The following is a 21,441-nucleotide window of genomic DNA, read 5'->3' as shown; positions in this document are numbered from 1 at the left end:
CCGTATATTCTTATTTTTAATATGCTGTATATTTTTGCAAAACAACATTACTTCCTGCCCGCTTCATCTGAAGACTGCTCAGCAAACTATAATTAGAACCTTTTTTTAGTTTTATCCAATTTTGTTAAAAAATGAGTCTATTAATAAGCATAAGATCCATCAGTATCTACAAAAATAACAAAGGCATATTAAAGCCTTCGCTACTTCCATACGGATACTTGCTCCGATTTAGATACAAACTGCGCAGACATGGCCTTTGCCCTTGCTTGAAGCAATACTTGCCTTCCCTTCGGAGTTCTCGTATATACCAGTTCCGCTTTACCTAAGTGCTTTTCCCAACAAGTCAGGAAAAGTTCTGCCACTTCCTTATTTTGTGCGAGTATCGCAGGAACAGCATGGTAATCGATACGATTCCACCATAATGTCCGCTGTTTTCGGACAATCATATATCTGGGACTCTCGACAGGGTCCAGCACCTCACGCAAGGCCTCCACATATATTTTCTGTTCATAGATGGAGGCATTCTCTAACCAGCAAGTAATGACGCCATTCTCTTCTTCTGTCTGGATGAGGGAAACAGCTGGCTTTGTCTCTATCCAGCTTGACTCAAATAAGGCCTGGTATACTGTAGTTCCAACTTCACTCATGCTTTTCTCGATACTAATATTACGAAATAAGATTTTGAGTAATCTCCAAATGAATGGGGAAGCAATGATAAGAGCAATAGCTATAATAATAACAACCGCCCATAAAAAAGCACGAAAATCATCTTCCAGAATGCGGAAATTCGTTATTTCACCAAGTACATTATCTACAAAGAAAAAAATGATAGAAAGTATCGCGAGAATCAAGGCCTTGAGGGTATTCGTAAATAAAAATGGACGCGGCACCTGCTGTTTTTGGGTAGACATCTCTTCCTTTAAAGTCCCATCTATTTCAACTGCCGACATCCAGCGCTGGAAAAGCTGCTCCCTCTTCTTCGCCAAATCACACATCTGCTGGTTGGACTGTTTTTTATCGATGCTGTAAAAGGGTGGTTCAGCCAATGATAGTCGACTAATCCCTGTTTGAATCACATTCTTCTGATGCCCCAAACCAATTAAGGCCTTAAAACGTCTTTCCAATGCAAAGTAGTCCTCCCCGCCATCTGGATTGGTAGCGTCTAAACAAACAAGATGCCATATATTGGCTGTTTTTTGCGGGTTGTTTTTCTCTATACGTATCGCTCTCCCGCGCATCTGATTGGACAACATAAAAGAACCAACATAAGAAGCAAGAACTAATGAATTAATAAACGGTGCATCCCAGCCTTCTCCAAGTAACGCAGCTGTACCAATTAATACAGTGATTTCGCCACGTTCAAATAATTGCGTTATTATTTGAACCATTCTATGCCGTGCGCTGGTATTGATAGTGATTTCTACATAACCTGCATCATAGGACAGTTCAGTTGCTATTATAGAGACATCCCATTGTTCGGCAAAATCTTCACAGGCGGCCAATGCCTTTTTGGGAATAATAACAATCGATCCAGTTAAAACCCCGAGCGAAACATCCAATTCTTGACGGCGCAATTGTTCAAAAACAGGCACAGCTCCCAAACGCCGGAGATCCTGCTCATCCTCTGCTTTCTTAGGCAAATCGTCTCGTCTAATATAATCTGTAAGAATAACCTGGCGCAGCTCTGTTCCTAATTCCTGTGCCTCAAAGCCCGTGACCCGCTGGATACTGTTTAATTTCGACGGGCTCTGCACCAATAAACGATTAATTCGATCATTTGCTGTTAAGACCACCCTGCGCTTTTCAACAGCTCCGAGACGTTGAAGATAAGACTGTATTTCTTTTAGTACAGGCTGCTCTTTATCCATATGCTTATCTTGATATAACAGGTGAGTCAGCATGAGTTCCAGCCATTCCAAGCTCCACTCCGGAATTTGTTTTTTCTTCAAGCCCATTATCGGAAGCGGCTTTATCCAGGCCGTACTTTCCACTTCCTTTAAGAAAATAAGCATACTGGAAAAATAGGCCGCCTCCGACAGGATTTCTTCTGCATATGTATCCGGATCCGTAATCCATGGATGTGCTTCCACTTTAACAATAAGTGCCGTGTTATGACGTATGGATTGTTGAAACGCTAGGATCTGGCTTCGAAATTGATTAATTTCCTCCTGCTCCTCATGAGGGGGGTTGGATATCCAGACATAATCTTGAAACGGAGCTAGCTCTGCTTCTCGTACCAGCTCTGCTATGCTTATTTCAGCATCAATCTCGCCGCACAGCTCCAAATAGCGGTTCCATTCCTGGATGGATACATCATATGGCGGAGTAGCTGTCAAAGCCACAATAGCTGGATTAGTAAGTTTTTCTCTAAAAGAAACAGAAGAACGCCACCATGCAGTGCGTAAATGATGCGCCTCGTCCAGTACCAATGTCTTTACATGGGAAGCAAGCTTTTCCTGTACCTCTTCCTCCTGATCAGTCATCCATTGATGAAACCCTTGATAGGTTGCAACTGTGACCAAAGCCTTTTCCTTTAGATCTGTTGTAATCCATTCCGGCTGATCACCGCCCTGATAAAATAATTCTACAAAACGGGTCACCCATTGGTCGCGGATGGCGATGGTCGGTGCCAGTATTAAAGCGGGCTGATTAAAACGCAGCATCATCTCCAGCCCGATAACTGTTTTTCCTGAACCAGGAGGGGCTACTAAATGTAAATGACGTTTGTTCAGATAGATGCCCATATCATCTATAATAGCTTGTTGATAAGATCTCCATGAATATTTTAATTGTATACGTTCAGGAAAGCTGTCCATATCTGTCTCCCCATTTCCTTGCTCTCTATTCTATATTATCATCATGATCAGTGAAAGGAGATACGCTTATAATTGGCATTTCCATCGTTTATCCCACTGTCACATCTTTTTATTCACATTATACGATTCAAGTGGAGAATCTGTCTATTGCTGCAATATTGAGTAATCATTTACTATTCTTTGTTCGTATCTATTTTGGTATTTTTGCTTATTTAATGACTAGTTATACGAATGTTAATACGTGTTTTCATAGCTTAATATAATAACTTATAACATATTCTTATATACGAAAAAGCAACCAGCCTAAATGAGATTCATAGGCGGTTGCTTTCTTTGCGTTAAATCGCGATAAGGTTTTTAACATAAAGTAAATCTGTCATCTAGTTCCTAAGCTTAATAGGTCCACACTTTAGCTGGAAGTTCTTGTACTCCAAATTTCAGTGCATCGTCTAAATCTTCCTTATAAATATCCAGGTGGCCATTTGTAATAGCACTCCCCCGGTCTTCGCACACGTAAGTTTCATCCAACTCTGGGATATGTATTTTCGTGCCAAAAGGAAGAGACTGCGGACATGCAATTGTCCTTCCTTCTTCTACTTCTTCACCAGATGCTGTGATACCATAGGCAGGATCACCAGGTTCTTTACCAGTAGATTCAGGACCAGCTGTATAAGCGGTAACCGTAAAAGAAGCTCCATTTTCATCTGGTATTGTTATTGTTTGACCGGCTTCAATATAAGCGGAGTCCGATATAGATGGATTTGCCGCAATGACAGCATTAACGTCTACCTGATAGTTTTGTGCGATTCGATACACATTGTCTCCTGGTTGTACTTCATGATACTGCTCCGCAGATGCGGTCCCTGCAAAGAACACGAATCCAACCAAAGCAAGAAAAATTGAAAAAATATACTTGATAATAACACCTTCCTCTCCAATATGATAGTAACTATCTTCCCCTCTTCTTAGCTTATAAACTTAAATTCTATCTATTTAATCTAATTGTAATAAAAATGAAAAAATTGAAATATATTTTATTCCATTGATTATTTTCCCAGGGATGAGAATGCAGCTAAATCATTTGCGTAAACGTTTAATCAGTTAATTACTTTTTCATACCACAATAGTACCTTTTCTGTTTGTAATGCAAAGGTAAATAGTTCAATAAAGTAAACGGAGTTAAAAAGAAAGCGATAAATAATTCACAAATACTCGAATTATTTATCGCAGGAAATTATCATTATCAAATGCTTTTAAGCGTGATTCATGATCGTATTGTAATCAGTTTGATAAGTCTGACCCTCAGTTTTAACTTCTTGTTTTAATTTCAAGATAAGGAAATGATATGGCATCCAATAATTTTGTACCGTTTTTTCTTATCAATCAGTTATATTCTATGTATGAGTGTAGTAATTAACCTTTCATTTACAAAAGAGAAGGAATCTCTATCAAGTCTCTATATGTTGGTTTGAGGGGGTAACACAATGAGTCATCTGATACATTCACAGAACAATTTTGATAGAGAAACCTTATTCCTTATCGATAATGATAATCATTATCACTTGAATTGTCAATACATAATTGCAATATTATTTATTTGAAGAAACAGATTCATTCATTATAAAACAATATCCTACTGGTTAATTACGATTAAATCAAATGATGATGGCGGACATAGAACGGAGAAATAATAATCCTCTGCAGAGTCCCACTGCTTATGCCAGGCCTCATCCGCATACCCCTCTCTTACATTACTCCTATAACGGCAAACCGCTGGTAACACATCCACTAGAACCTTAAAATCAACAACATCAGAGAGTTCTGACAGCGAGCTATAAATTTCATCAAGAATAATGACCTTTGAAGGCGCGTCCGTTACGGAAGATGGTGTCAGACCGGTTCCCGTAGAAAAAGAGAAAAGATGATATTGAACGCTCTCCCCTGCTATAAGCGGTAACGTAGATTTTCCTGCGCCACTCCCTCCGTCCAGCGACACCACTAAAGGATTGGTTCGTCCTTTCAGGCGTATATTTATAGCAGATACTATTTGGAGGGTAGCTTCCTTTGTTAATTGATTATTTTTCACGATTATCCCTCCTCTGGATTAGACGCAAGTTTAAATTCACTATCTACAAGTATTCATTTCTTTGGAATAAATGCTTTTTAAACTAAATTTTCTACTTCGACATGTTTGCAGCTTGCCATTACGCACATTGTAACATAAGAAATTTTGATTACATTGTGTTTTCAACAAAATTGCGCAGTTGGTATAATAAATAACCTTTCCCTTCCAGCAAAAAAAGAACCCTCAATAAATGAGAGCTCTTTAACCTTGAACGAATAAACTGGACTCATTAAAAAATTTGAAGCCGTTCTGTTCCTTCTTATCGGCTGCTCACTTTTTTACTTTCCGAAAGCCAGCCTTCAAAAGTGTAGGACATTTCCCAAAAATGAAGTTCATATTCTTTTGCAATAATAAATTGTTCTTTTACCTTTTCTTTTTCCTGGTCATTCATATCTTCAACTAAAGTGTTTAGTAAATTAATCATTTCGCTTGTTGAATCTTGAAACCAGTCACTTGCATACATTTTAATCCAGTTACGATAAATTTCCGGCTCCGGTGCTGCATGTTCATTTACTTTTCCGATATCCGCATATAACCAGTAGCATGGCAGTATGGCAGCGACAGTATGTGCTAGATTTCCAGACATGGTTGCTCGATATAAATGCGAAGTATAGGCATAGGCAGTTGGCGCTGGTTTGAAATTATCTATATCTGCTTGAGTAATATTTAAAATCTCAGCGTGTTCCTTATGCACGGTCAGTTCGGCTTCTGCTGTAAAGCGTGCTTTATCAGCTAAAAGAGCAGTCAGTTTAAAATCCTCAGCCTGGGATGCTGCAATCGCGTGGATCTTTCCGTAATGTTTTAAATAGTAAATATCTTGTAATATATAATACTTAAATGTTTCCAGCGGTAAATCTCCCTTCACAATTCCTTGCACAAATGGGTGATTTAAACTCTGCTCCCAGCTTTCTTTTGTTGCAGCACGTAATTCATCCGTAAATTTCATAAAAAAAACCTCCTCTAATCTTTTTTCTAAAGACTCGTAGAAGGAAGTATCTGCATACAAAAACATACACACGTAAAAACAACGCATGGTTTGTCTGCTTATTCTACTTCCCTCCGCTGGCCTTAACCAGATCAGGTTCTAAGGGTGCTAAATATACATTTATCTCAGCCGTCACGGCGCCCCTAGCAGAAAATTTAAATGTATTCGATTGTCTATTATGGTAGCAGAACAAATTTTTAAGTCAAGTCTTTTTAGTTTATAAAAAAATCAGCAAAGAAATAATCAAATCTATTAAAAAATAGGTTTCCAAAAAGCTAAAAAAACTAGTGTGTTTCACTCGTTAACATGGATAAATCATTATCTTAATGCTAGTATCCTTCTGATTTACAGCGGTTTCTACAGCTTCTTTGATATCATCCAAACGATATTTATGGGTAATTACATCTTCGAGACCAAGGTCCTGACTGCCAATTGCCTGAATTGCTGTCGGATAACTGTTTGCATAGCGAAAAACACCGTGAATGTCGTATTCTGAATCGACGATATGGGTAATATCTACAGGTATTTCTGAGGACGCAGGTAATCCGACTAATACAACCCTTCCTCCCCGTTTCGTAATTGTCAGTGCATCCTGTACTGCCCGGTTATTACCAGAAGTTTCAACAGCGATATCCAAACCGCTGCCAGCTGTTGCCTTTTCTATCTCCTCATGAATATTATCTTGTGTTGGATCAAATACCTTTGTCGCGCCAAATTTCTTCGCTAATTCTCTGCGATATGGTACCACGTCAGAGCAATAGATTTCGTTCACTCCGAATATTTTCGCAGCCTTGATCGCTAACAGTCCAATAGGTCCTAAACCGGTAATCAACATTTTATCATTGGGATGAACTTTTCCGCGCTGCATCGCATGAATGCCTACAGAAAGCGGTTCAATTAAAGCCCCTTCTTCATAGCTCATTTGATCCGGTATCTTAAAGGCAAAATCACTGCGAATCGTGATATATTCAGACCATGCTCCGTCAACTGGCGGGGTTGCCATAAATTGTACCTCAGGGCAGAGATTATATCGGCCTGATTTACAATATTCACAAGTTCCGCATACAACACCCGGTTCGACAGCTACACGATCGCCTGCTGCCAGATTCTCGACCTGACTGCCAGCTTTAACAATATCACCTGCTAATTCATGCCCTAAAATGAGTGGTTCTTCTACGACATAACGTCCGATTTTGCCATGTTCGTAGTAGTGTACATCAGAGCCGCATATGCCAATACACTGAACTTTGATTAATACTTCATTTTCCTTTGGTTCTGGTATATTAATTTCCTTAACCTCAATATCCAATGGCTTATTCAGAACTGCTGCCTTCATCTTTTTCATTCCACTACACCTCTTTGATATGTATTGTTTTGCCAAGCGTATAAATACGTCATCCTATACTATTTTGGAAAAATAGAGAGCTATAATTTTTTAAGAATATATTCTTCATTGTAACATGCGTGTTGATATACGATAAATAAACGTGCGGTCTTTCTCTTTTTATGGAATACAATGTGCTAATAAGCTCTTACCCTATTCTCTTAGAACAGCTTCTCAATGTAAGGCATTCCATTTCCTCCAAAATTAAAACACTATCTTTGTTCGAGATAGTGTTAATAAGAAGATAGCAGGTATCATTTAAATTCAATTTTTCTTGCTTATTATTTAGTATACAAGTGAGAAAGCAGCTTTCTGTTTTTCTCATCAAATTTTGAGTTGTGAGAAGAGACATAAATCTCATTATAGGCATCCGGCTTCATATACAGCTTTGCTTGATTCACTGTATTCGCTGCATCATTGTACGCGCCGGCAATTAAGTGCACCTTTCCATCGAATGAAAGAATATCACCGGCAGCATATAAACCAGCTATGTTCGTTTCAGCTTTTCCGGATCCTTTTACGAAAAAGTCCTGTTCAAGTTCTACTTTCAACGGACTTTCTTTAATAAATTTCAGCTCTCTGTCAAATCCATGATTAATGATTAAATCGTCCACTTCAAAACGAACTTTTTCCCCGGTTTTTTGGTTTTTCGTCAAGATTTCTTTGACATGATGACCTTCTTCGTCTGCAAGCAATTTTTCTATTTTTGTATTTTTATAGATATGGACAGAGGAGGCTTCCAGATGAGCGATATGCGCTTCCATCGCTTTGAATTCCTCCCCTCGATAAACCAATGATACCTGTTCCGCAATGGGCTCTAATTCGGTAGCCCAGTCAATGGCCGTATCTCCTCCGCCGGAAACAATCACTTTCTTATCTTTAAACCTGTCAAGGCTCTGTACTGTGTAATGAAGATTGCTTACCTCGAAACGGTCCGCTCCCTCTATATCCAATTTAATTGGTTCCAGAATACCTCCGCCAGTTGCCAAAATAACCGTTCGGCTAACGTATTTATGTCCTGTATGGGTTGTCACCACAAAACAATCTTCCATATTCTTTTCAAGTTTTTCCACTTTTTCATTTAAAATAACTTCCGGGTTAAATGTACGTGCCTGCGCTTCCATTTGCTCTATCAATTGAGCGCCGGTAATCGGTGTTAGTCCTCCTATATCCCAAATCATTTTTTCAGGATAGATATGAACCTTCCCTCCGAGGTTTGGTTTAAATTCGATAATGCGGGCAGATAGATCGCGCATCCCGCAATAAAAGGCCGCATACAATCCAGCCGGGCCACCGCCTATAATGGTTACATCTTTGCATTCTGTCATCGTCTAACAACCTTCCATAAGTTAAATTTTCTGTATTCTTTTTTTAATATTCGTGAGGATTCACACCAGATCGATAAAAAACACACGCTAAAATATTGGATAATATCTAGAATGATGCGCAAATTGGGAGATGAAAAATGTCTTCAATTACTTCAATTCGCGAACGCCTTAGTTGGACCTGGGACTGCGTTTACTCGTCCCATCAAAACCGCTAGATAAAGAAATCCTACTATTTAATGATAATGATAATCATTATCATTATAAATGTCAATGTGTCTTTTTTTATTTCTATCTTTTCGTTCCTGATTAAGCTACTTAAAAAACCGGTAAAAGTCATCTCATACACAGCAAAAAAGTCTTGTACCTAAAGGATTCTGCCGGTGCAGCTCTCTTTTTTAGTACAAGACTTCAAATTTCTTTCTATGAAAACAGCTATACTAATAAACCTCAAACTCATATTCATCGGATACGCTTATTGCATTGCAGAATATTAACATAAGATTTCAACCTTCTCTGTTGACTTTCGGTATTTCCTTTGTTTCACTCGCTTCTTCATCACTTATGATGCCTTCTGCTGATTTTTTAAATGAAGTCAGTGTTTTCCCTAAGGCAGAACCAATTTCAGGCAGTTTTTGGGGACCAAAAATGATCAAAGCCAGAATAATAATCAGAATCAAGCCTGGGATACCGATATTGGAAAGCCCCATCCTGTTCCCTCCTCTTTTATTCTATCATTAAACATGCTGGCTGTTTTTACTCACTTGGACCAATTGGCCTCCCTCATCGAGAAATTTAATAATCCCTTCCGCAGCCCGATATGCCAGTGCCCCTACCGTGCCAGTCGGGTTGTAGCCGCCATTATGGGCGAAAGCAGAAGCACCGACAACAAATAGATTATCGACCTCCCACATTTGTGAATAGTTATTTACTGCAGAGGTTTCTGGGTCAGCACCCATAATGACACCGCCCGTATTATGGGTTGTCTGGTATGGGACGATATCATAATGTTCGCTGATTTCTCTGACGTCCACGTGATCGGCACCCATTTCTTTTAGAATCTCTCCGGCTTTTTCCGAAAGATAGCGATGTAAGTTCCGGTCCTGCTCTGTAAAATCGTACGTTAACTTCAATAAAGGATTACCATATGCATCTTTATAGTTTTCATCCAAGCTTAAATAATTGTTGCGATGCGGCATGGAAGCTCCTTGTGCACCAACAGAAAGAGATCGATTAAAATAATGCAGTGACTGCTCTTTAAAATCCTTACCCCATGATGGCGTGCCCTTAGGAACTGGATTGCTTTCAATTGGCCGGCGTCCTGTTTGTGTAATTGATAAGGAACCGCCATGAATGAAATCTAAAGCTTTATGATCGAAATTATCTCCATTGTAATCATCTACGGTAGCCCCAAGCGAGCCTGCTCCCATAAAAGTGTTAAACTTCTCGTTTTCAAAGAAGCCCGTTGCGCCACCCCCGATTTGATAGCAATAATTCTTCCCGATGACGCCTTTTCCAGTTTCCGGATTATAAGGCTTGCCAATTTCTGATTGAAGCAGTAAACGCGTATTGTTTAATACATAGCTTGTCAAAATGACCACATCTGCAGGTTGTTCAAACTCCTCTCCCGTTTGCACATCGACATAACGGACACCGGTTGCCTTCCCATCATTATGAAGTACCTCGACCACGTTGGAGTCAGGCCGCAATTCAAAGTTTCCTGTTTTTTTTGCAGTAGGGAGAACGGTGATATTCGGGCTTGACTTTGCTCCGTACTCACAACCAAATCTCTCACAGAAACCGCAATACTGACAAGCATTGATTGTTTCCCCATCCGGATTTTCATATGCCTCCGATAAATTTGCGGACGCCATCTGGATAGGATGAAGATTTAAATTCTTAGCAGCTTTTTTAAAGCGATCCAAGATGGGAGTGCTTTTCATTGGGCCTGTCGGATAATCGTTCTTCCGAGGAGCTCCCATTGGATTCTCTTCTCCGCTGATGCCAGTAGTTTGTTCAAATTTATAAAAATAAGGCTCTAGCTCATCATAAGTGATGCCCCAGTCCTGTAATGTATAATCGTCGCTCAGCTTGTCCTTTCCATATTTTTTATCTGTTTCCGATTTGATTTCCAAGTCATATGGCAAAAAACGCCACGTATGTCCATTCCAATGATCACCAGCACCGCCGACACCTTCTCCTAGAAGAAATGAACCTAATTGTCTCATGGGCAGTGCATGTTCATCCCGTTTATTCCGAAATGTGATGGTTTCTTTCGAGGTATCCTGCATCAGCCCATAACGGACAGCGTAACGGTATTCATCATGAACCATATGAAAATCTTCTGTTCCTCTGTCACCGCCTCGTTCCAGACCAACGACTTTATATCCTTCCTTTGTCAACTCTGCGGCAATAATACCGCCTGTCCAGCCAACCCCAACAGTGACAACATCTACCTTGTCCAATTTCTTTGCCATATCAACAGCCTCCTCATCGTATTACAAATGATCGTTTAATGCTTTTGGTTCCATCTCTATAAAGCTTTCATCCTCAATTTTATCGGTATAACTCATTTGACTGCCTGGATATTCCTTCATTTTCCAACCGCGCATTTTATCATTCCCGCCATATAAAGGATCAGCATAAGCACCTGCGAGTGTTGATGCACGCAGCATTTTGAAAAACTCAGAGGACGCAACCCCTTTTAATTTTACTTCGTCATTTTCAAATTTTTGCAATATTTTATCCTGCTGTTCTCCTTCCAAATCTATAAAAGACTCCTTATAATCATTTTGGCTTTCCTGCTCTAATGCACGAATTCCCTGCATAAAGATTTCATGACGTTTTAATGCAGACTGATAGCCTTGAAAAGGGGTTCCCTTACGAAAGGGACCTTGCATATATTCTTTATCATTATTTCCATATGCTCCTGCTAACTGATGATCAATAAAATAGGGAACTCCAAGAGCTAACGCGCCAGGTCCATTATCATCTTCTGGAAATATACGCTCCGTCGCTGCACCAAGCGTATTAAAATCAGCATGTCTTGTGAAATACATTAATGCCTGGTTGAAATTCTCCTCTTCTTTTACAGTAGGTGCAGCTGGCTGTTTCGTTCCACTCCCACCAAAGCTTGCTCCAAACACAGATCCTATCAAACCGCCGCCGATAAGACCTCCTGCTACATACCCGGAATTCTTTACAAATTTTCTGCGTGACATCTTAGAACCTTTTGACTCTTCAGCCATTTTACTCCCGCCTTTCTAAAACAATTAAAATGTTACAACTAGAATGTAAAAAAACTCATTTTGAGTGAGTTATCAAGATGGGAAAGGAATGATTCTGCTTTGGATACGTTCTAAAACTTCCTGCTTTGCGTACCCTTTCTTTATTTCAAGTTTATTTTTCTATGTTCTCTCTATACGTTTTGATACTTTCACTAGTTTTTAGTTCGTTATTACATCTATATGTTTTCTCTGATGGTCATATACCTTGTAAGTCAAAAAATACGAAGATTGGTTTGTTGTTATTTCTAATATTCTATGGCAATCAGGTCATCTCTAAACAGTCAATTCAATTAAATATATAGATAACTTCTTTTACTCCATTTGGTTTCTTAAAAGGAACAATGTTTAATTAAAGTGCCTGCTTCTCAAAAAAGAAACTTTGGATTTACGATGATTTTAGTAACCAAATGAATACAGACTTATCGTTTGAACTACGCAATATAGATTTATTTTCCGGAAAATACTTCAGCTGCGATGAAGCGCTGATAAAGCGATTTATAGAAGGTGTTCGTATAAAATGAAAACATTAGTATTCGTTTTTCACCCCAATTTGGCTAAATCTCGTGGAAAGCGGTATTTAATTGAAGAAATAGAGAAGCAGCCTAACGTTACTGTCCACGATGTTTATAGAGCTTATTCCAAGGAATAAATCGATGTTCAAGAGGAACAAAAGCTGGTAGAAAATCATGATCGTATTATTTTTCAATTTCCTTTCTATTGATACAGCGTCCCTCCATTGGAAGCAGCTGTTAACTTTGTCGGTGCACATTATTTACCGCCATTTGCGCTGAATGGTGTCGGTCATCAAGGAGGAACAACTTGCTGAAATCACAAAAGAGTATGTAGATTATGCGTTGAACCCGGAGCTGCTTACCCCCTGCTATAAAAAGACACAGCGGAGCAGCCGTTTGCTCGATAATGACAAACAAACTAAAAACCAAACCTTATTTTATTGGAAGGTTTGGTTTTTAGTTTGTCAGGATCGGCAATTTGCTCTGCAATTGCAATTGCAATTGCTTCCTAAGGCATTAACTCATCATGAGGTTTAGTAAATTCAAAAAAAGAATTGCAGATGGGAAGAATATGCTTATACAATATAAAGCAAGGATGTTATTCAGTATTTTAAGAAATCATTGAAATTGTAAGAAACTGTCGAAATAAACAGCGTAAAATTGTATAAGAGGGGGAAGAACATGTCTATTAATTCTTTTGAAAACTATCCGATGTCTTGGAAACCGTTGCTCAATAAAAACAAAAAGCCAGTTTATCAAACTCTCGCCCAGCAATTGGAGGACGATATACTAAATGGAAATTTATTGCCAGGAACAAAGCTTCCCCCTCAGCGAGAGTTGGCTGATTATTTAGATTTAAATTTAAGTACCATTTCAAAAGCTTTTAAAATGTGCGGGTTAAAAGGCTTGTTAAGTTCATCTGTCGGCAGCGGAACTTTTGTAGCTTACGATGCGCTATCCAATGCCTATTTACTAGAGGATACAAAGCCAAAGCATTTAATCGAAATGGGCGCTACATTGCCTGATAATGATTCTTATAAACTACTTCAGCTCCAATTAAAAAGCATGGCACGGGAAACAGACTATGAAAAATGGTTTGGTTATGGCCGTGCCGGAGACAGTCTTTGGCAAAAAGACGCTGCCGTAAAATTTATCAAAAGAGGCGGCTATGAAACGACTGTTGACCATATCTTATTTGCAAATGGAGGACAAAATGCCATTACGGCTATATTAGCCAGTCTCTATAAATCCGGCGACCGTATTGGCGCTGATTCCCATACTTATCCTGGATTAAAAACGGTTGCCGCAATGTTTGGTATACACATCATACCGATCAAAGCAGAGAATCATATCATGAGCCCCTCTGCTTTTGAAGATGCCTGTAAAAACGAGCATATCAAAGGGATATATGTAGTTCCCGACTACCACAATCCAACAGCTTGCTGTATGCCTGTCGAAAATCGAAAAGAAATCGCAGCAATTGCTAAAAAGTATAACCAGATTATTATAGAAGACGCGACATATAACCTTCATCATAAAAAAGCATATCCGGCAATTGCCGCTTTTGCGCCTGAACAGACCATTTATGTTGCCAGTTTATCAAAGTCCATAGCACCAGGGCTGCGATTAGCTTATGTGGCGGCGCCGAAACAATATAAGGAGCTCATTTCAAAAGCACTGTATAATTTAAATATATCCGTCTCTCCCTTATTAGCAGAACTGGCAGCACGGACCATTGTATCCAACCAGTTTGAAGATTTAATTGAAGGACATCTTCATGAAGCGATTCGCAGGAATGAAGTTTTTGACCGTTATTTGGCTGATTGCACATGCTTGGGGGCTGATATAGGCATCTTCCGCTGGGTGCTGCTGCCAGGCAAAATAACAGGTGCGCAATTTGAATTGCTTGCCGCACAGCAAGGTGTACAGGTCTACGCAGCAGAACGCTTTGTAGTTGGTAACAGTTCTCCAGAAAGAGCTGTAAGAGTTGCCGTTTGTGCCCCGGAAACAACTGAAGAGCTCGAGCATGGCCTGATTATTCTTAAACGATTACTAGACAGCATCCTTTCATAGGATTGAAAGCATCTAAAATGCCTGAACTTTTGAGATGAAAGGATTCAGGCATTTAGATAAATATATGTGTTATTTCATTCTTATATCAAAAGATGTATACGCATCACTCTATGAAGCTCTTTTCTGTTTATTAATATCTGCCCAAATAATGATAGGTATAAGCAGTAATGAAAGAATCGCACCACCAATGGAAAGGAATGCATAACTGGAATTTGCTACAATCATTCCAGATATTCCGCCCCCTAACGCTCCGGACAAAGCAATCCAGACATCTACGGTTCCCTGCGTCTTCGCCCGGCTGTCTAATGAAGTAGAGTCTACCAGGATTGCGGTTCCACTAATCAAACCAAAATTCCAACCAAGACCAAGTAACACGAGCGCTGTAATAAGTACTGTCATCGAATCCGCAGGTCCCAACGCAGCTAAAACACCAGAAGCAAGCAGCGTAACCGCAGAAGCAACAGCCATCGCAGCCCGGCCGACTTTATCGACTAAGCTCCCGGTTATTAAAGAAGGAAAATACATTGCGCCAACATGAAAACCAATCACTAGGCCGACAGCCTGCAAGTCATGCCCATGATGCCCCATATGTATCGGCGTCATAGTCATAATGGCAATCATAACAAACTGCGTTAAAACCATTACTGCAGCTCCTGCCCAAATACCTTTCCTGTTTTTGGGTAGCCCACCCATGTTTTTTTCTGTCTTTGAATGGCTGTTGCTTTTCTCGGAATTAGAGATGGCTTTCGCTACAAGCAGCGGATCAGGACGCAGATAAAATAAAAGTACCAATCCTGCTAGTATATAAGCTGCTGCTGCTAATATAAATGGGCCTGCCAAAGCAGGTACTCCCAGAAATATCGCAACATCTCCCATAAATTCCACCAGATTCGGTCCGGCAACAGCGCCTAATGTAGTAGAAACCATGGCCATACTTACAGCTTTAGCCCGTTGCGTTGAACCTGCCAAGTCTGTTCCTGCATAACGCGCTTGCAGATTGGTGGCTGTTCCTGCCCCGTAGATAAACAGCGCAATAAATAAAAGGACAATGCTGTTCATTAATGCAGCCATAACGACACCAATGGCCCCAATCCCTCCAGTTAAAAAACCTGCTGAAAGTCCAAAACGACGTCCGTAGCGTTGAGAAAGCCGTCCTACAAGTAACGCTGTCCCTGCAGATCCTAAGGTAAATAATGCTGTAGGAATCCCTGTTATGCTATCTGTTCCCAGCATATCCTGTGCGAGGAGCGCCCCTACGGTAATTCCCGCTGCAAGACCTGCGCCTCCAAATATTTGAGACATAATGACAACCATTAATGTTTTCTTATACAGTTGTTTTTGTTTTTCTGGAGAGTCAATATATGCTTGCAGCCAAGCTGAACTATCTCCAAGTTTTATTTCATTATCTTCCGCCATTTTATCCCGCCTTCATACTAATACAGTTCTTTTTTAGTAACAATCATAATATTTAGATAGCTTATCACGAATGAAAAAACCATACAACACAATAATTGTATGGCAAACAATATTATAAAATTATTGTATGGCGGCCAAATAGATGAAGCATTTCTATTCTATGACGCCCTTCTATGATTTCTTTTGAAACGCCGCCCCTGCTTTTATCTGTTTCTGGAATTGTTCTTTGCAGTTCTGTGAAGAAAAACACAAATTGCCCCTTTTTCATTTGCCGAATCCGTTCGCAAATGTTATACTCTATTCTCAATTAGTTATTCAATTTTAGAATAAAAGAACAATATAAGACAGCTTATTTCGTTCACAATTTGTTAATAATTCAAGTGAAATAATGCACTTTTTCACTTGGGTTCCTTGACAAATTATCTCTAATTTAGAATAATTATTATTAGATTATAATTATTGTTTTTATTGATAAAAATCAATAATTATAAGATTACTATTTTGCAAGGAGGACATACATTATGTCACTAATAGGTAAAGAAGTACAACCATTTCAAGCAACTGCATTTCATCAAGGTGAATTTGTAGATGTATCCGAAGAAAATTTCAAAGGTCAATGGAGCGTTGTTTGTTTCTATCCAGCAGACTTCTCTTTTGTTTGCCCGACCGAATTAGAGGACTTACAAAATCAATATGCTGAATTAAAAAATCTTGGTACAGAGGTTTATTCTGTTTCTACAGATACACATTTTGTGCATAAAGCATGGCATGAAGCATCAGATGCTATCAACAAAATTGAATATACGATGATTGGTGACCCTTCTCAGCAAATTTCCCGTAACTTTGAAGTATTAAGAGAAGATGCAGGACTGGCTGACCGCGGTACATTTATTATTGATCCAGACGGCGTTATCCAAGCTGTAGAAATTAACGCTGATGGTATTGGCCGTGACGCCAGCACATTAATCAATAAAATCAAAGCGGCACAATATGTACGTGAAAATCCAGATGAAGTTTGCCCTGCTAAATGGGAAGAAGATGGAGAAACATTAAAACCAAGCCTAGATTTAGTTGGAAAAATCTAAGAAAGCACGGTTAGCCGGTTAACGGCTGTAATTTAAATTTAAACGGGGTTCGGCGTTACGTGCGTCGAACTTCCTTTGTGTTATACAGCCTATCGATACAGATTTCTCCATCAGGGGAAATTCCGAGACAGCTATGAACAAAGAGATTCATTTTAGTTTTTCCGATTTTAATAGAGAAAAGAGGTTTACTATGCTCGATCAAGAAATCAAATCACAACTTAAAGAATATTTGCAGCTATTGGAAAATGACATTGTACTCAAAGTAAGCTTTGGCGCTGACGATGTTTCCAAAGAAGCAGAGGAACTGGTCAATGAAATTGCCGGAATGTCTGATAAAATCACAATCGAACAAGGTGAATTCCCGCGCACTCCGACCTTTAGCGTAAATCGTCCTGGAGAAGATTCAGGCATTGCTTTTGCCGGTGTTCCACTTGGGCATGAATTCACCTCTCTTGTTCTTGCATTATTGCAAGTGAGCGGCCGTCCGCCGAAAGCAGATGTGAAACTCCTGGAACAAATCAAGCAATTGCAGGGACCGCTCCATTTTGAATCGTATGTCAGCCTTTCCTGCCATAATTGTCCTGACGTAGTCCAGGCCTTGAATTTAATGAGCGTGGTTCACCCTGCAATTACGCATACCATGATTGAAGGATCTGCATTTAAAGAAGAAGCAGACGATAATGGCGTGATGGCCGTCCCATCTGTCTTCTTAAATGGAGAATCCTTTGTTAACGGACGCCAAACTCTAAAAAGCATCCTTGAAAAATTAGGCACTACGACTGTGGATGTATCCGGCCTGAACGATAAAGAAGCATTTGATGTGCTTGTTGTCGGCGGCGGTCCTGCTGGCGCCAGCGCAGCTATCTATGCAGCACGAAAAGGAATTCGTACCGGTGTCGTAGCGGAACGCTTTGGCGGACAGGTTCAAGATACCATGGGCATCGAGAACTTCATCACTACCAAATATACAGAAGGTCCGAAATTGGCAGCAAGCCTGGAAGAGCATGTTCGCGATTATGAAGTTGATATCATGGACTCGATGCGTGCTAAATCACTGGAGAAAAAAGACTTATTTGAATTAGAACTGGAAAATGGTGCAACACTGAAAAGTAAAACAGTTGTGCTTTCCACCGGTGCACGCTGGAGAAATATTGGCGTCCCCGGGGAAGCAGAATTCAAAAATAAAGGGGTTGCTTATTGCCCGCACTGTGACGGCCCAATTTTTGAAGGAAAAGATGTAGCGGTTATCGGCGGCGGTAATTCCGGGATTGAAGCAGCCATTGATTTAGCCGGAATCGTTAAGCATGTCACAGTTCTTGAATTCCTTCCCGAACTGAAAGCAGATAAGGTTTTACAAGAGCGTGTATATAGCTTGCCAAACGTAACAGTTATCACAAATGCTCGTACTTCTGAAATCTATGGTGATCAAAAAGTGCAAGGGCTTCGCTATGTTGACCGTGAAACGGAAGAAGAACACAGCATCGAACTTGCTGGTGTCTTTGTACAAATTGGCCTTGTGCCAAATACGGAATGGCTGGAAGACACGGTGGAACGCAGCAAATTTGGAGAAATCATTGTAGATAAACGCGGTTCTACCAATATTCCCGGCCTATTCGCTGCAGGAGACTGCACAGACAGCGCATATAAACAAATCATTATTTCAATGGGATCTGGAGCCACTGCGGCTTTAGGTGCATTTGATCACTTAATTCGTAATTAAGGCGGAAAGACTAGCGGGAAAATCCTGCTAGTCTTTTTATCTATGAATCAATTTAACTTTTATTTGGCGCAAACATAGGCAACGCTGCCGATAGAATCTGGATTTTCCAACTGATCTATCATCGATGTAGCCAAGTCGGCCCCAGTTATACGTCCCTTCCCTTTTGGTACAGGCTTATCGAGACTTATTCGGTAAGTCTCTTTTGCTTTCCCATTGGTTAGATAAGGCGGCCGAATAATCGTCCAGTCGATGGTGCTTTGATAAATTCTGTTTTCCATAAGCTGTATATCACTATAAATATTATGAAATATTTTCCATAATATTTTAACGAGAATACGCTCTTTAAACGAAGATTCTTTCTTTGATTTAAGTGTTTCAGCAGATAAACAAACCAGCCGATTAACCCCTGTCTTCTCCATTTCCCTGATGATATTTTCCATCCCTTCTGAATAGATTGTTGTCGGCTGTCGATGATCTCCGCCAAGCACGGATAGAACAGCGTTCTTTCCAGTCAGCTTTTCTTCTATAGCAGATAAATTTAATATATCTCCTTTGACAACCTCTAGCCGTTCCCCGGATAAACCTAATTTCTCAGGCTTCCGTACAATCGCTGTGACTTCATGCCCTTCCAGAAGTAATTGCTTTACTAATGGAATCCCTGTTTCGCCACTAGCCCCAAATACAACAACTTTCATATTAAACGCTCTCCAATACATAATGTTAGTTATTGGTAACTAATATTTATTATAAAATTTATACCCTATTTCCCTGCACTGCGCATCTGTTTGATAATAAGCAGAATCAGCCAAAATAGAATCAAAGGGCAACTGGATGTAACGCTCCTATTATAGGAATGTGAACACTTACATATTGAAACGGTACAATAAGAAGAAATAAACCAGCCACCTCCCAGCGAATCTTTTGGGAAAGCTTCCCCAGGAAAGCCAGTATCAGCATGAGAATGGGAATAAGTTGAAAGCCAATAACAAAGATTCTATGATATTCCCAATATGCATAATTATTGAAAACCGCCGTACCGGCGAGAAGCGTCTGAACAACCACACAGATAACATGTATCCATGCTAAAACGAGGAAGCTTTGCCTTGAAATAATACACACGGTTATCGGACTCAGCCACGGTTAAACACCTCCTTTACGGATGAATTCCATAACAGAATGTTTTAACAGTGTTTTTAATAAACGCCTCCTTTTCCAGATTAATAAATTTGTCTCCCCACAACGCAGTAGAAATAAAGTAACTGAATAAAGTCGCTAAAAAGGTAGATGCCTGTGTATAAGAATCGGATTGGAGCATTTTCCCCTCTTCCTGCATGGTATTAAAATACGCAGTAATATACGCTTTTAATTGTTCGATGTTATCCGATATTAAATCAACTAATTCAGGCATGGATGCTCTTTCTTGAACAGCAATTAAACAAAAAGATTCGTTACGTTCCATAAGATCAAGATATAAGTTTGCTATCTGCAGCAAATCCTTTTTCAAGTCCCGAGCAATCGCTTTATCAAGTGTTTGCTTGAAGCCGGGAACAACTGTGTTTCTTTCAATCGCTGCTTCTAGGACTCCTTTTTTTGTTTCAAAATGACGAAAAACCGTCATTTCACTTACCTTTGCCGCCTCCGCGATTTCCTTAATAGTTACTAGTTGAAATCCTTTTTCCTTCATTAACTGAAGGGCGGATTGCAGGATTCGGTCTGATGTAGTTAATTTGTTCTTTGGCATCATGCTACCTCCATTTTATAAATGTTAGTTATCGATAACTAACATTTTGGTTATCTATAAGGTACCTTTTCATTAGAGGTACGTCAAGAACTTTATTAAGACCTAGAGTAAATAACTGGCTTATGGACTGGCTAAATAATTTTTCTTAAGCTGCTAAGCAAGCTTATTAAGTTCCATTAGTTAAAAATTTTTCCAAATCACTATTGCTGCTGCTTGAATGCGGGTTAATATCATAAATATTTTTTGTAATAAATACTCCCTCGCAAGGTAGTTAATAATTAAAATGTTCTGCTCGATACTTCACCATTTCCTCGCTCACTTTAATATTTGTTGCAGTTTCGGTTAATTGAATCAAAGCAATTCCATGAAATTTTGCATATTTCATTGCTCCACTCTGGAATTTTGAAGTAGATATTAATATGCCTTTTTGAGCACCTAAAGATTGGATTTTTTCATGTAATACTTGAACCTTTTCTCTTGTTATAGCTGATTTATAATGTTTACAAACTCAATATATCCATCTACCTGGTAGTTACCATCATACGTTTCCATCAATGTATTATGTTTAATTACGAGATTTCAAGGTTTTGGGTCTGTTCAGCCAGCAATTCTAATGAATACTTTTCAAACTCTTCAGCAGTTAAATTCATATATGCTTTTTTCTTTGATGTATACAATTTGTCGCCCTCCAAAATCATCAATTATCAATTTATTATAGTATTTTAATTAAAGATTAAAAATTTAGCAATTCTTATGTATTTATTGTTTTTTAATTTTATCGATAACATTTTTAAAATGGTTAAAAACTATTTACGAGGGTTTATACTTGTTAAGTGATAAAGAACAATCAAATTTATCAGAGAATCTAACTAATTTTAAATAGCCTACAAATACTGCTCCATAAAAAATACCAACTCACTCATAAAAACGAGTAACTTGGTATTCTTAGGGTTTTATCACTCCTTGCGTTTT

At 39.3% G+C, this 21,441-nt stretch carries 16 protein-coding genes and 1 riboswitch; of the genes, 3 read left to right on the top strand and 13 right to left on the bottom strand.

Going from position 1 to position 21,441, the window contains the following annotated elements; translation table 11 throughout:
- Positions 1 to 200: 200 nt before the first annotated feature.
- The 9 genes from MKY65_RS11935 to MKY65_RS11895 all read right to left on the bottom strand — a co-directional run bounded on the left by MKY65_RS11935 (position 201) and on the right by MKY65_RS11895 (position 11,883).
- Positions 201 to 2,816 carry a DEAD/DEAH box helicase family protein gene (locus MKY65_RS11935; RefSeq protein WP_339177093.1) on the bottom strand — a complete coding sequence of 872 codons (2,616 nt, stop codon included), beginning with the start codon at positions 2,814 to 2,816 and terminating at the stop codon, positions 201 to 203.
- A 393-nt stretch (positions 2,817 to 3,209) separates the two neighbouring features.
- Positions 3,210 to 3,692 carry a LysM peptidoglycan-binding domain-containing protein gene (locus MKY65_RS11930; protein WP_339177091.1) on the bottom strand — a complete coding sequence of 161 codons (483 nt, stop codon included), beginning with the start codon at positions 3,690 to 3,692 and terminating at the stop codon, positions 3,210 to 3,212.
- Positions 3,693 to 4,449: 757 nt separating this feature from the next.
- Positions 4,450 to 4,902, bottom strand: coding sequence for a hypothetical protein (locus MKY65_RS11925; protein WP_339177089.1), 453 nt, complete (start codon positions 4,900 to 4,902; stop codon positions 4,450 to 4,452).
- A 298-nt stretch (positions 4,903 to 5,200) separates the two neighbouring features.
- Positions 5,201 to 5,887: a thiaminase II gene (gene tenA, locus MKY65_RS11920; RefSeq protein WP_339177087.1), complete on the bottom strand. Its 687-nt coding sequence runs from the start codon at positions 5,885 to 5,887 to the stop codon at positions 5,201 to 5,203.
- Positions 5,888 to 5,978: 91 nt separating this feature from the next.
- A riboswitch (TPP riboswitch) is annotated at positions 5,979 to 6,081 on the bottom strand.
- Between the two features lie 146 nt (positions 6,082 to 6,227).
- On the bottom strand, positions 6,228 to 7,271 hold the full coding sequence (locus MKY65_RS11915) for an NAD(P)-dependent alcohol dehydrogenase (RefSeq protein WP_339177084.1): 1,044 nt from the start codon (positions 7,269 to 7,271) through the stop codon (positions 6,228 to 6,230).
- 320 nt (positions 7,272 to 7,591) lie between these two features.
- On the bottom strand, positions 7,592 to 8,638 hold the full coding sequence (locus MKY65_RS11910; protein WP_339177082.1) for an NAD(P)/FAD-dependent oxidoreductase: 1,047 nt from the start codon (positions 8,636 to 8,638) through the stop codon (positions 7,592 to 7,594).
- 503 nt (positions 8,639 to 9,141) lie between these two features.
- A complete protein-coding gene (locus MKY65_RS11905; protein WP_042534043.1) occupies positions 9,142 to 9,345 on the bottom strand; it encodes a twin-arginine translocase TatA/TatE family subunit in 204 nt (67 codons plus the stop codon).
- Between the two features lie 27 nt (positions 9,346 to 9,372).
- Positions 9,373 to 11,112 (bottom strand): GMC family oxidoreductase, encoded by a 1,740-nt coding sequence (locus MKY65_RS11900; RefSeq protein WP_193062145.1) that lies wholly within the window; start codon positions 11,110 to 11,112, stop codon positions 9,373 to 9,375.
- A gap of 21 nt (positions 11,113 to 11,133) precedes the next feature.
- Positions 11,134 to 11,883 carry a gluconate 2-dehydrogenase subunit 3 family protein gene (locus tag MKY65_RS11895; protein ID WP_193062144.1) on the bottom strand — a complete coding sequence of 250 codons (750 nt, stop codon included), beginning with the start codon at positions 11,881 to 11,883 and terminating at the stop codon, positions 11,134 to 11,136.
- Between the two features lie 1,232 nt (positions 11,884 to 13,115).
- On the opposite strand from MKY65_RS11895, the gene MKY65_RS11890 reads away from it, so the two are divergent.
- A complete protein-coding gene (locus tag MKY65_RS11890; protein ID WP_339185060.1) occupies positions 13,116 to 14,507 on the top strand; it encodes a PLP-dependent aminotransferase family protein in 1,392 nt (463 codons plus the stop codon).
- Between the two features lie 108 nt (positions 14,508 to 14,615).
- Here the strand turns inward: MKY65_RS11890 and MKY65_RS11885 are convergent, their stop codons facing one another.
- Complete coding sequence (locus MKY65_RS11885) at positions 14,616 to 15,923, bottom strand: MFS transporter (RefSeq protein WP_193062142.1); 1,308 nt, start codon at positions 15,921 to 15,923, stop codon at positions 14,616 to 14,618.
- 521 nt (positions 15,924 to 16,444) lie between these two features.
- On the opposite strand from MKY65_RS11885, the gene ahpC reads away from it, so the two are divergent.
- Complete coding sequence (gene ahpC, locus MKY65_RS11880) at positions 16,445 to 17,008, top strand: alkyl hydroperoxide reductase subunit C (protein WP_042534036.1); 564 nt, start codon at positions 16,445 to 16,447, stop codon at positions 17,006 to 17,008.
- 190 nt (positions 17,009 to 17,198) lie between these two features.
- On the top strand, positions 17,199 to 18,728 hold the full coding sequence (gene ahpF, locus MKY65_RS11875) for an alkyl hydroperoxide reductase subunit F (RefSeq protein ID WP_332093682.1): 1,530 nt from the start codon (positions 17,199 to 17,201) through the stop codon (positions 18,726 to 18,728).
- A 59-nt stretch (positions 18,729 to 18,787) separates the two neighbouring features.
- Here the strand turns inward: ahpF and MKY65_RS11870 are convergent, their stop codons facing one another.
- The 3 genes from MKY65_RS11870 to MKY65_RS11860 form a co-directional block, all read right to left on the bottom strand.
- Positions 18,788 to 19,423 carry an NAD(P)H-binding protein gene (locus MKY65_RS11870; protein WP_339185058.1) on the bottom strand — a complete coding sequence of 212 codons (636 nt, stop codon included), beginning with the start codon at positions 19,421 to 19,423 and terminating at the stop codon, positions 18,788 to 18,790.
- A 121-nt stretch (positions 19,424 to 19,544) separates the two neighbouring features.
- Positions 19,545 to 19,790, bottom strand: coding sequence for a DUF6220 domain-containing protein (locus tag MKY65_RS11865; RefSeq protein WP_339185055.1), 246 nt, complete (start codon positions 19,788 to 19,790; stop codon positions 19,545 to 19,547).
- A gap of 91 nt (positions 19,791 to 19,881) precedes the next feature.
- Positions 19,882 to 20,472, bottom strand: coding sequence for a TetR/AcrR family transcriptional regulator (locus MKY65_RS11860; RefSeq protein WP_339185054.1), 591 nt, complete (start codon positions 20,470 to 20,472; stop codon positions 19,882 to 19,884).
- Positions 20,473 to 21,441: the final 969 nt, after the last annotated feature.

Origin of the sequence: Oceanobacillus sp. FSL W7-1293, assembly GCF_037969815.1 — a bacterium.
In the GTDB taxonomy this organism is placed as follows: Bacteria; Bacillota; Bacilli; order Bacillales; family Amphibacillaceae; genus Oceanobacillus; species Oceanobacillus oncorhynchi.
The sequence above is the reverse complement of the archived record's forward strand: the minus strand, read 5'-3'. Positions and strand labels throughout refer to the sequence as shown.

Coding starts and splice junctions, on each gene's coding strand:
- tenA (WP_339177087.1), bottom strand. CDS start 5,887: ATGAAATTTACGGATGAATTACGTGCTGCAACAAAAGAAAGCTGGGAG.
- MKY65_RS11860 (WP_339185054.1), bottom strand. CDS start 20,472: ATGATGCCAAAGAACAAATTAACTACATCAGACCGAATCCTGCAATCC.
- MKY65_RS11890 (WP_339185060.1), top strand. CDS start 13,116: ATGTCTATTAATTCTTTTGAAAACTATCCGATGTCTTGGAAACCGTTG.
- MKY65_RS11905 (WP_042534043.1), bottom strand. CDS start 9,345: ATGGGGCTTTCCAATATCGGTATCCCAGGCTTGATTCTGATTATTATT.
- ahpC (WP_042534036.1), top strand. CDS start 16,445: ATGTCACTAATAGGTAAAGAAGTACAACCATTTCAAGCAACTGCATTT.
- MKY65_RS11915 (WP_339177084.1), bottom strand. CDS start 7,271: ATGAAAAAGATGAAGGCAGCAGTTCTGAATAAGCCATTGGATATTGAG.
- ahpF (WP_332093682.1), top strand. CDS start 17,199: ATGCTCGATCAAGAAATCAAATCACAACTTAAAGAATATTTGCAGCTA.
- MKY65_RS11935 (WP_339177093.1), bottom strand. CDS start 2,816: ATGGACAGCTTTCCTGAACGTATACAATTAAAATATTCATGGAGATCT.
- MKY65_RS11885 (WP_193062142.1), bottom strand. CDS start 15,923: ATGGCGGAAGATAATGAAATAAAACTTGGAGATAGTTCAGCTTGGCTG.
- MKY65_RS11900 (WP_193062145.1), bottom strand. CDS start 11,112: ATGGCAAAGAAATTGGACAAGGTAGATGTTGTCACTGTTGGGGTTGGC.
- MKY65_RS11910 (WP_339177082.1), bottom strand. CDS start 8,638: ATGACAGAATGCAAAGATGTAACCATTATAGGCGGTGGCCCGGCTGGA.
- MKY65_RS11895 (WP_193062144.1), bottom strand. CDS start 11,883: ATGGCTGAAGAGTCAAAAGGTTCTAAGATGTCACGCAGAAAATTTGTA.
- MKY65_RS11870 (WP_339185058.1), bottom strand. CDS start 19,423: ATGAAAGTTGTTGTATTTGGGGCTAGTGGCGAAACAGGGATTCCATTA.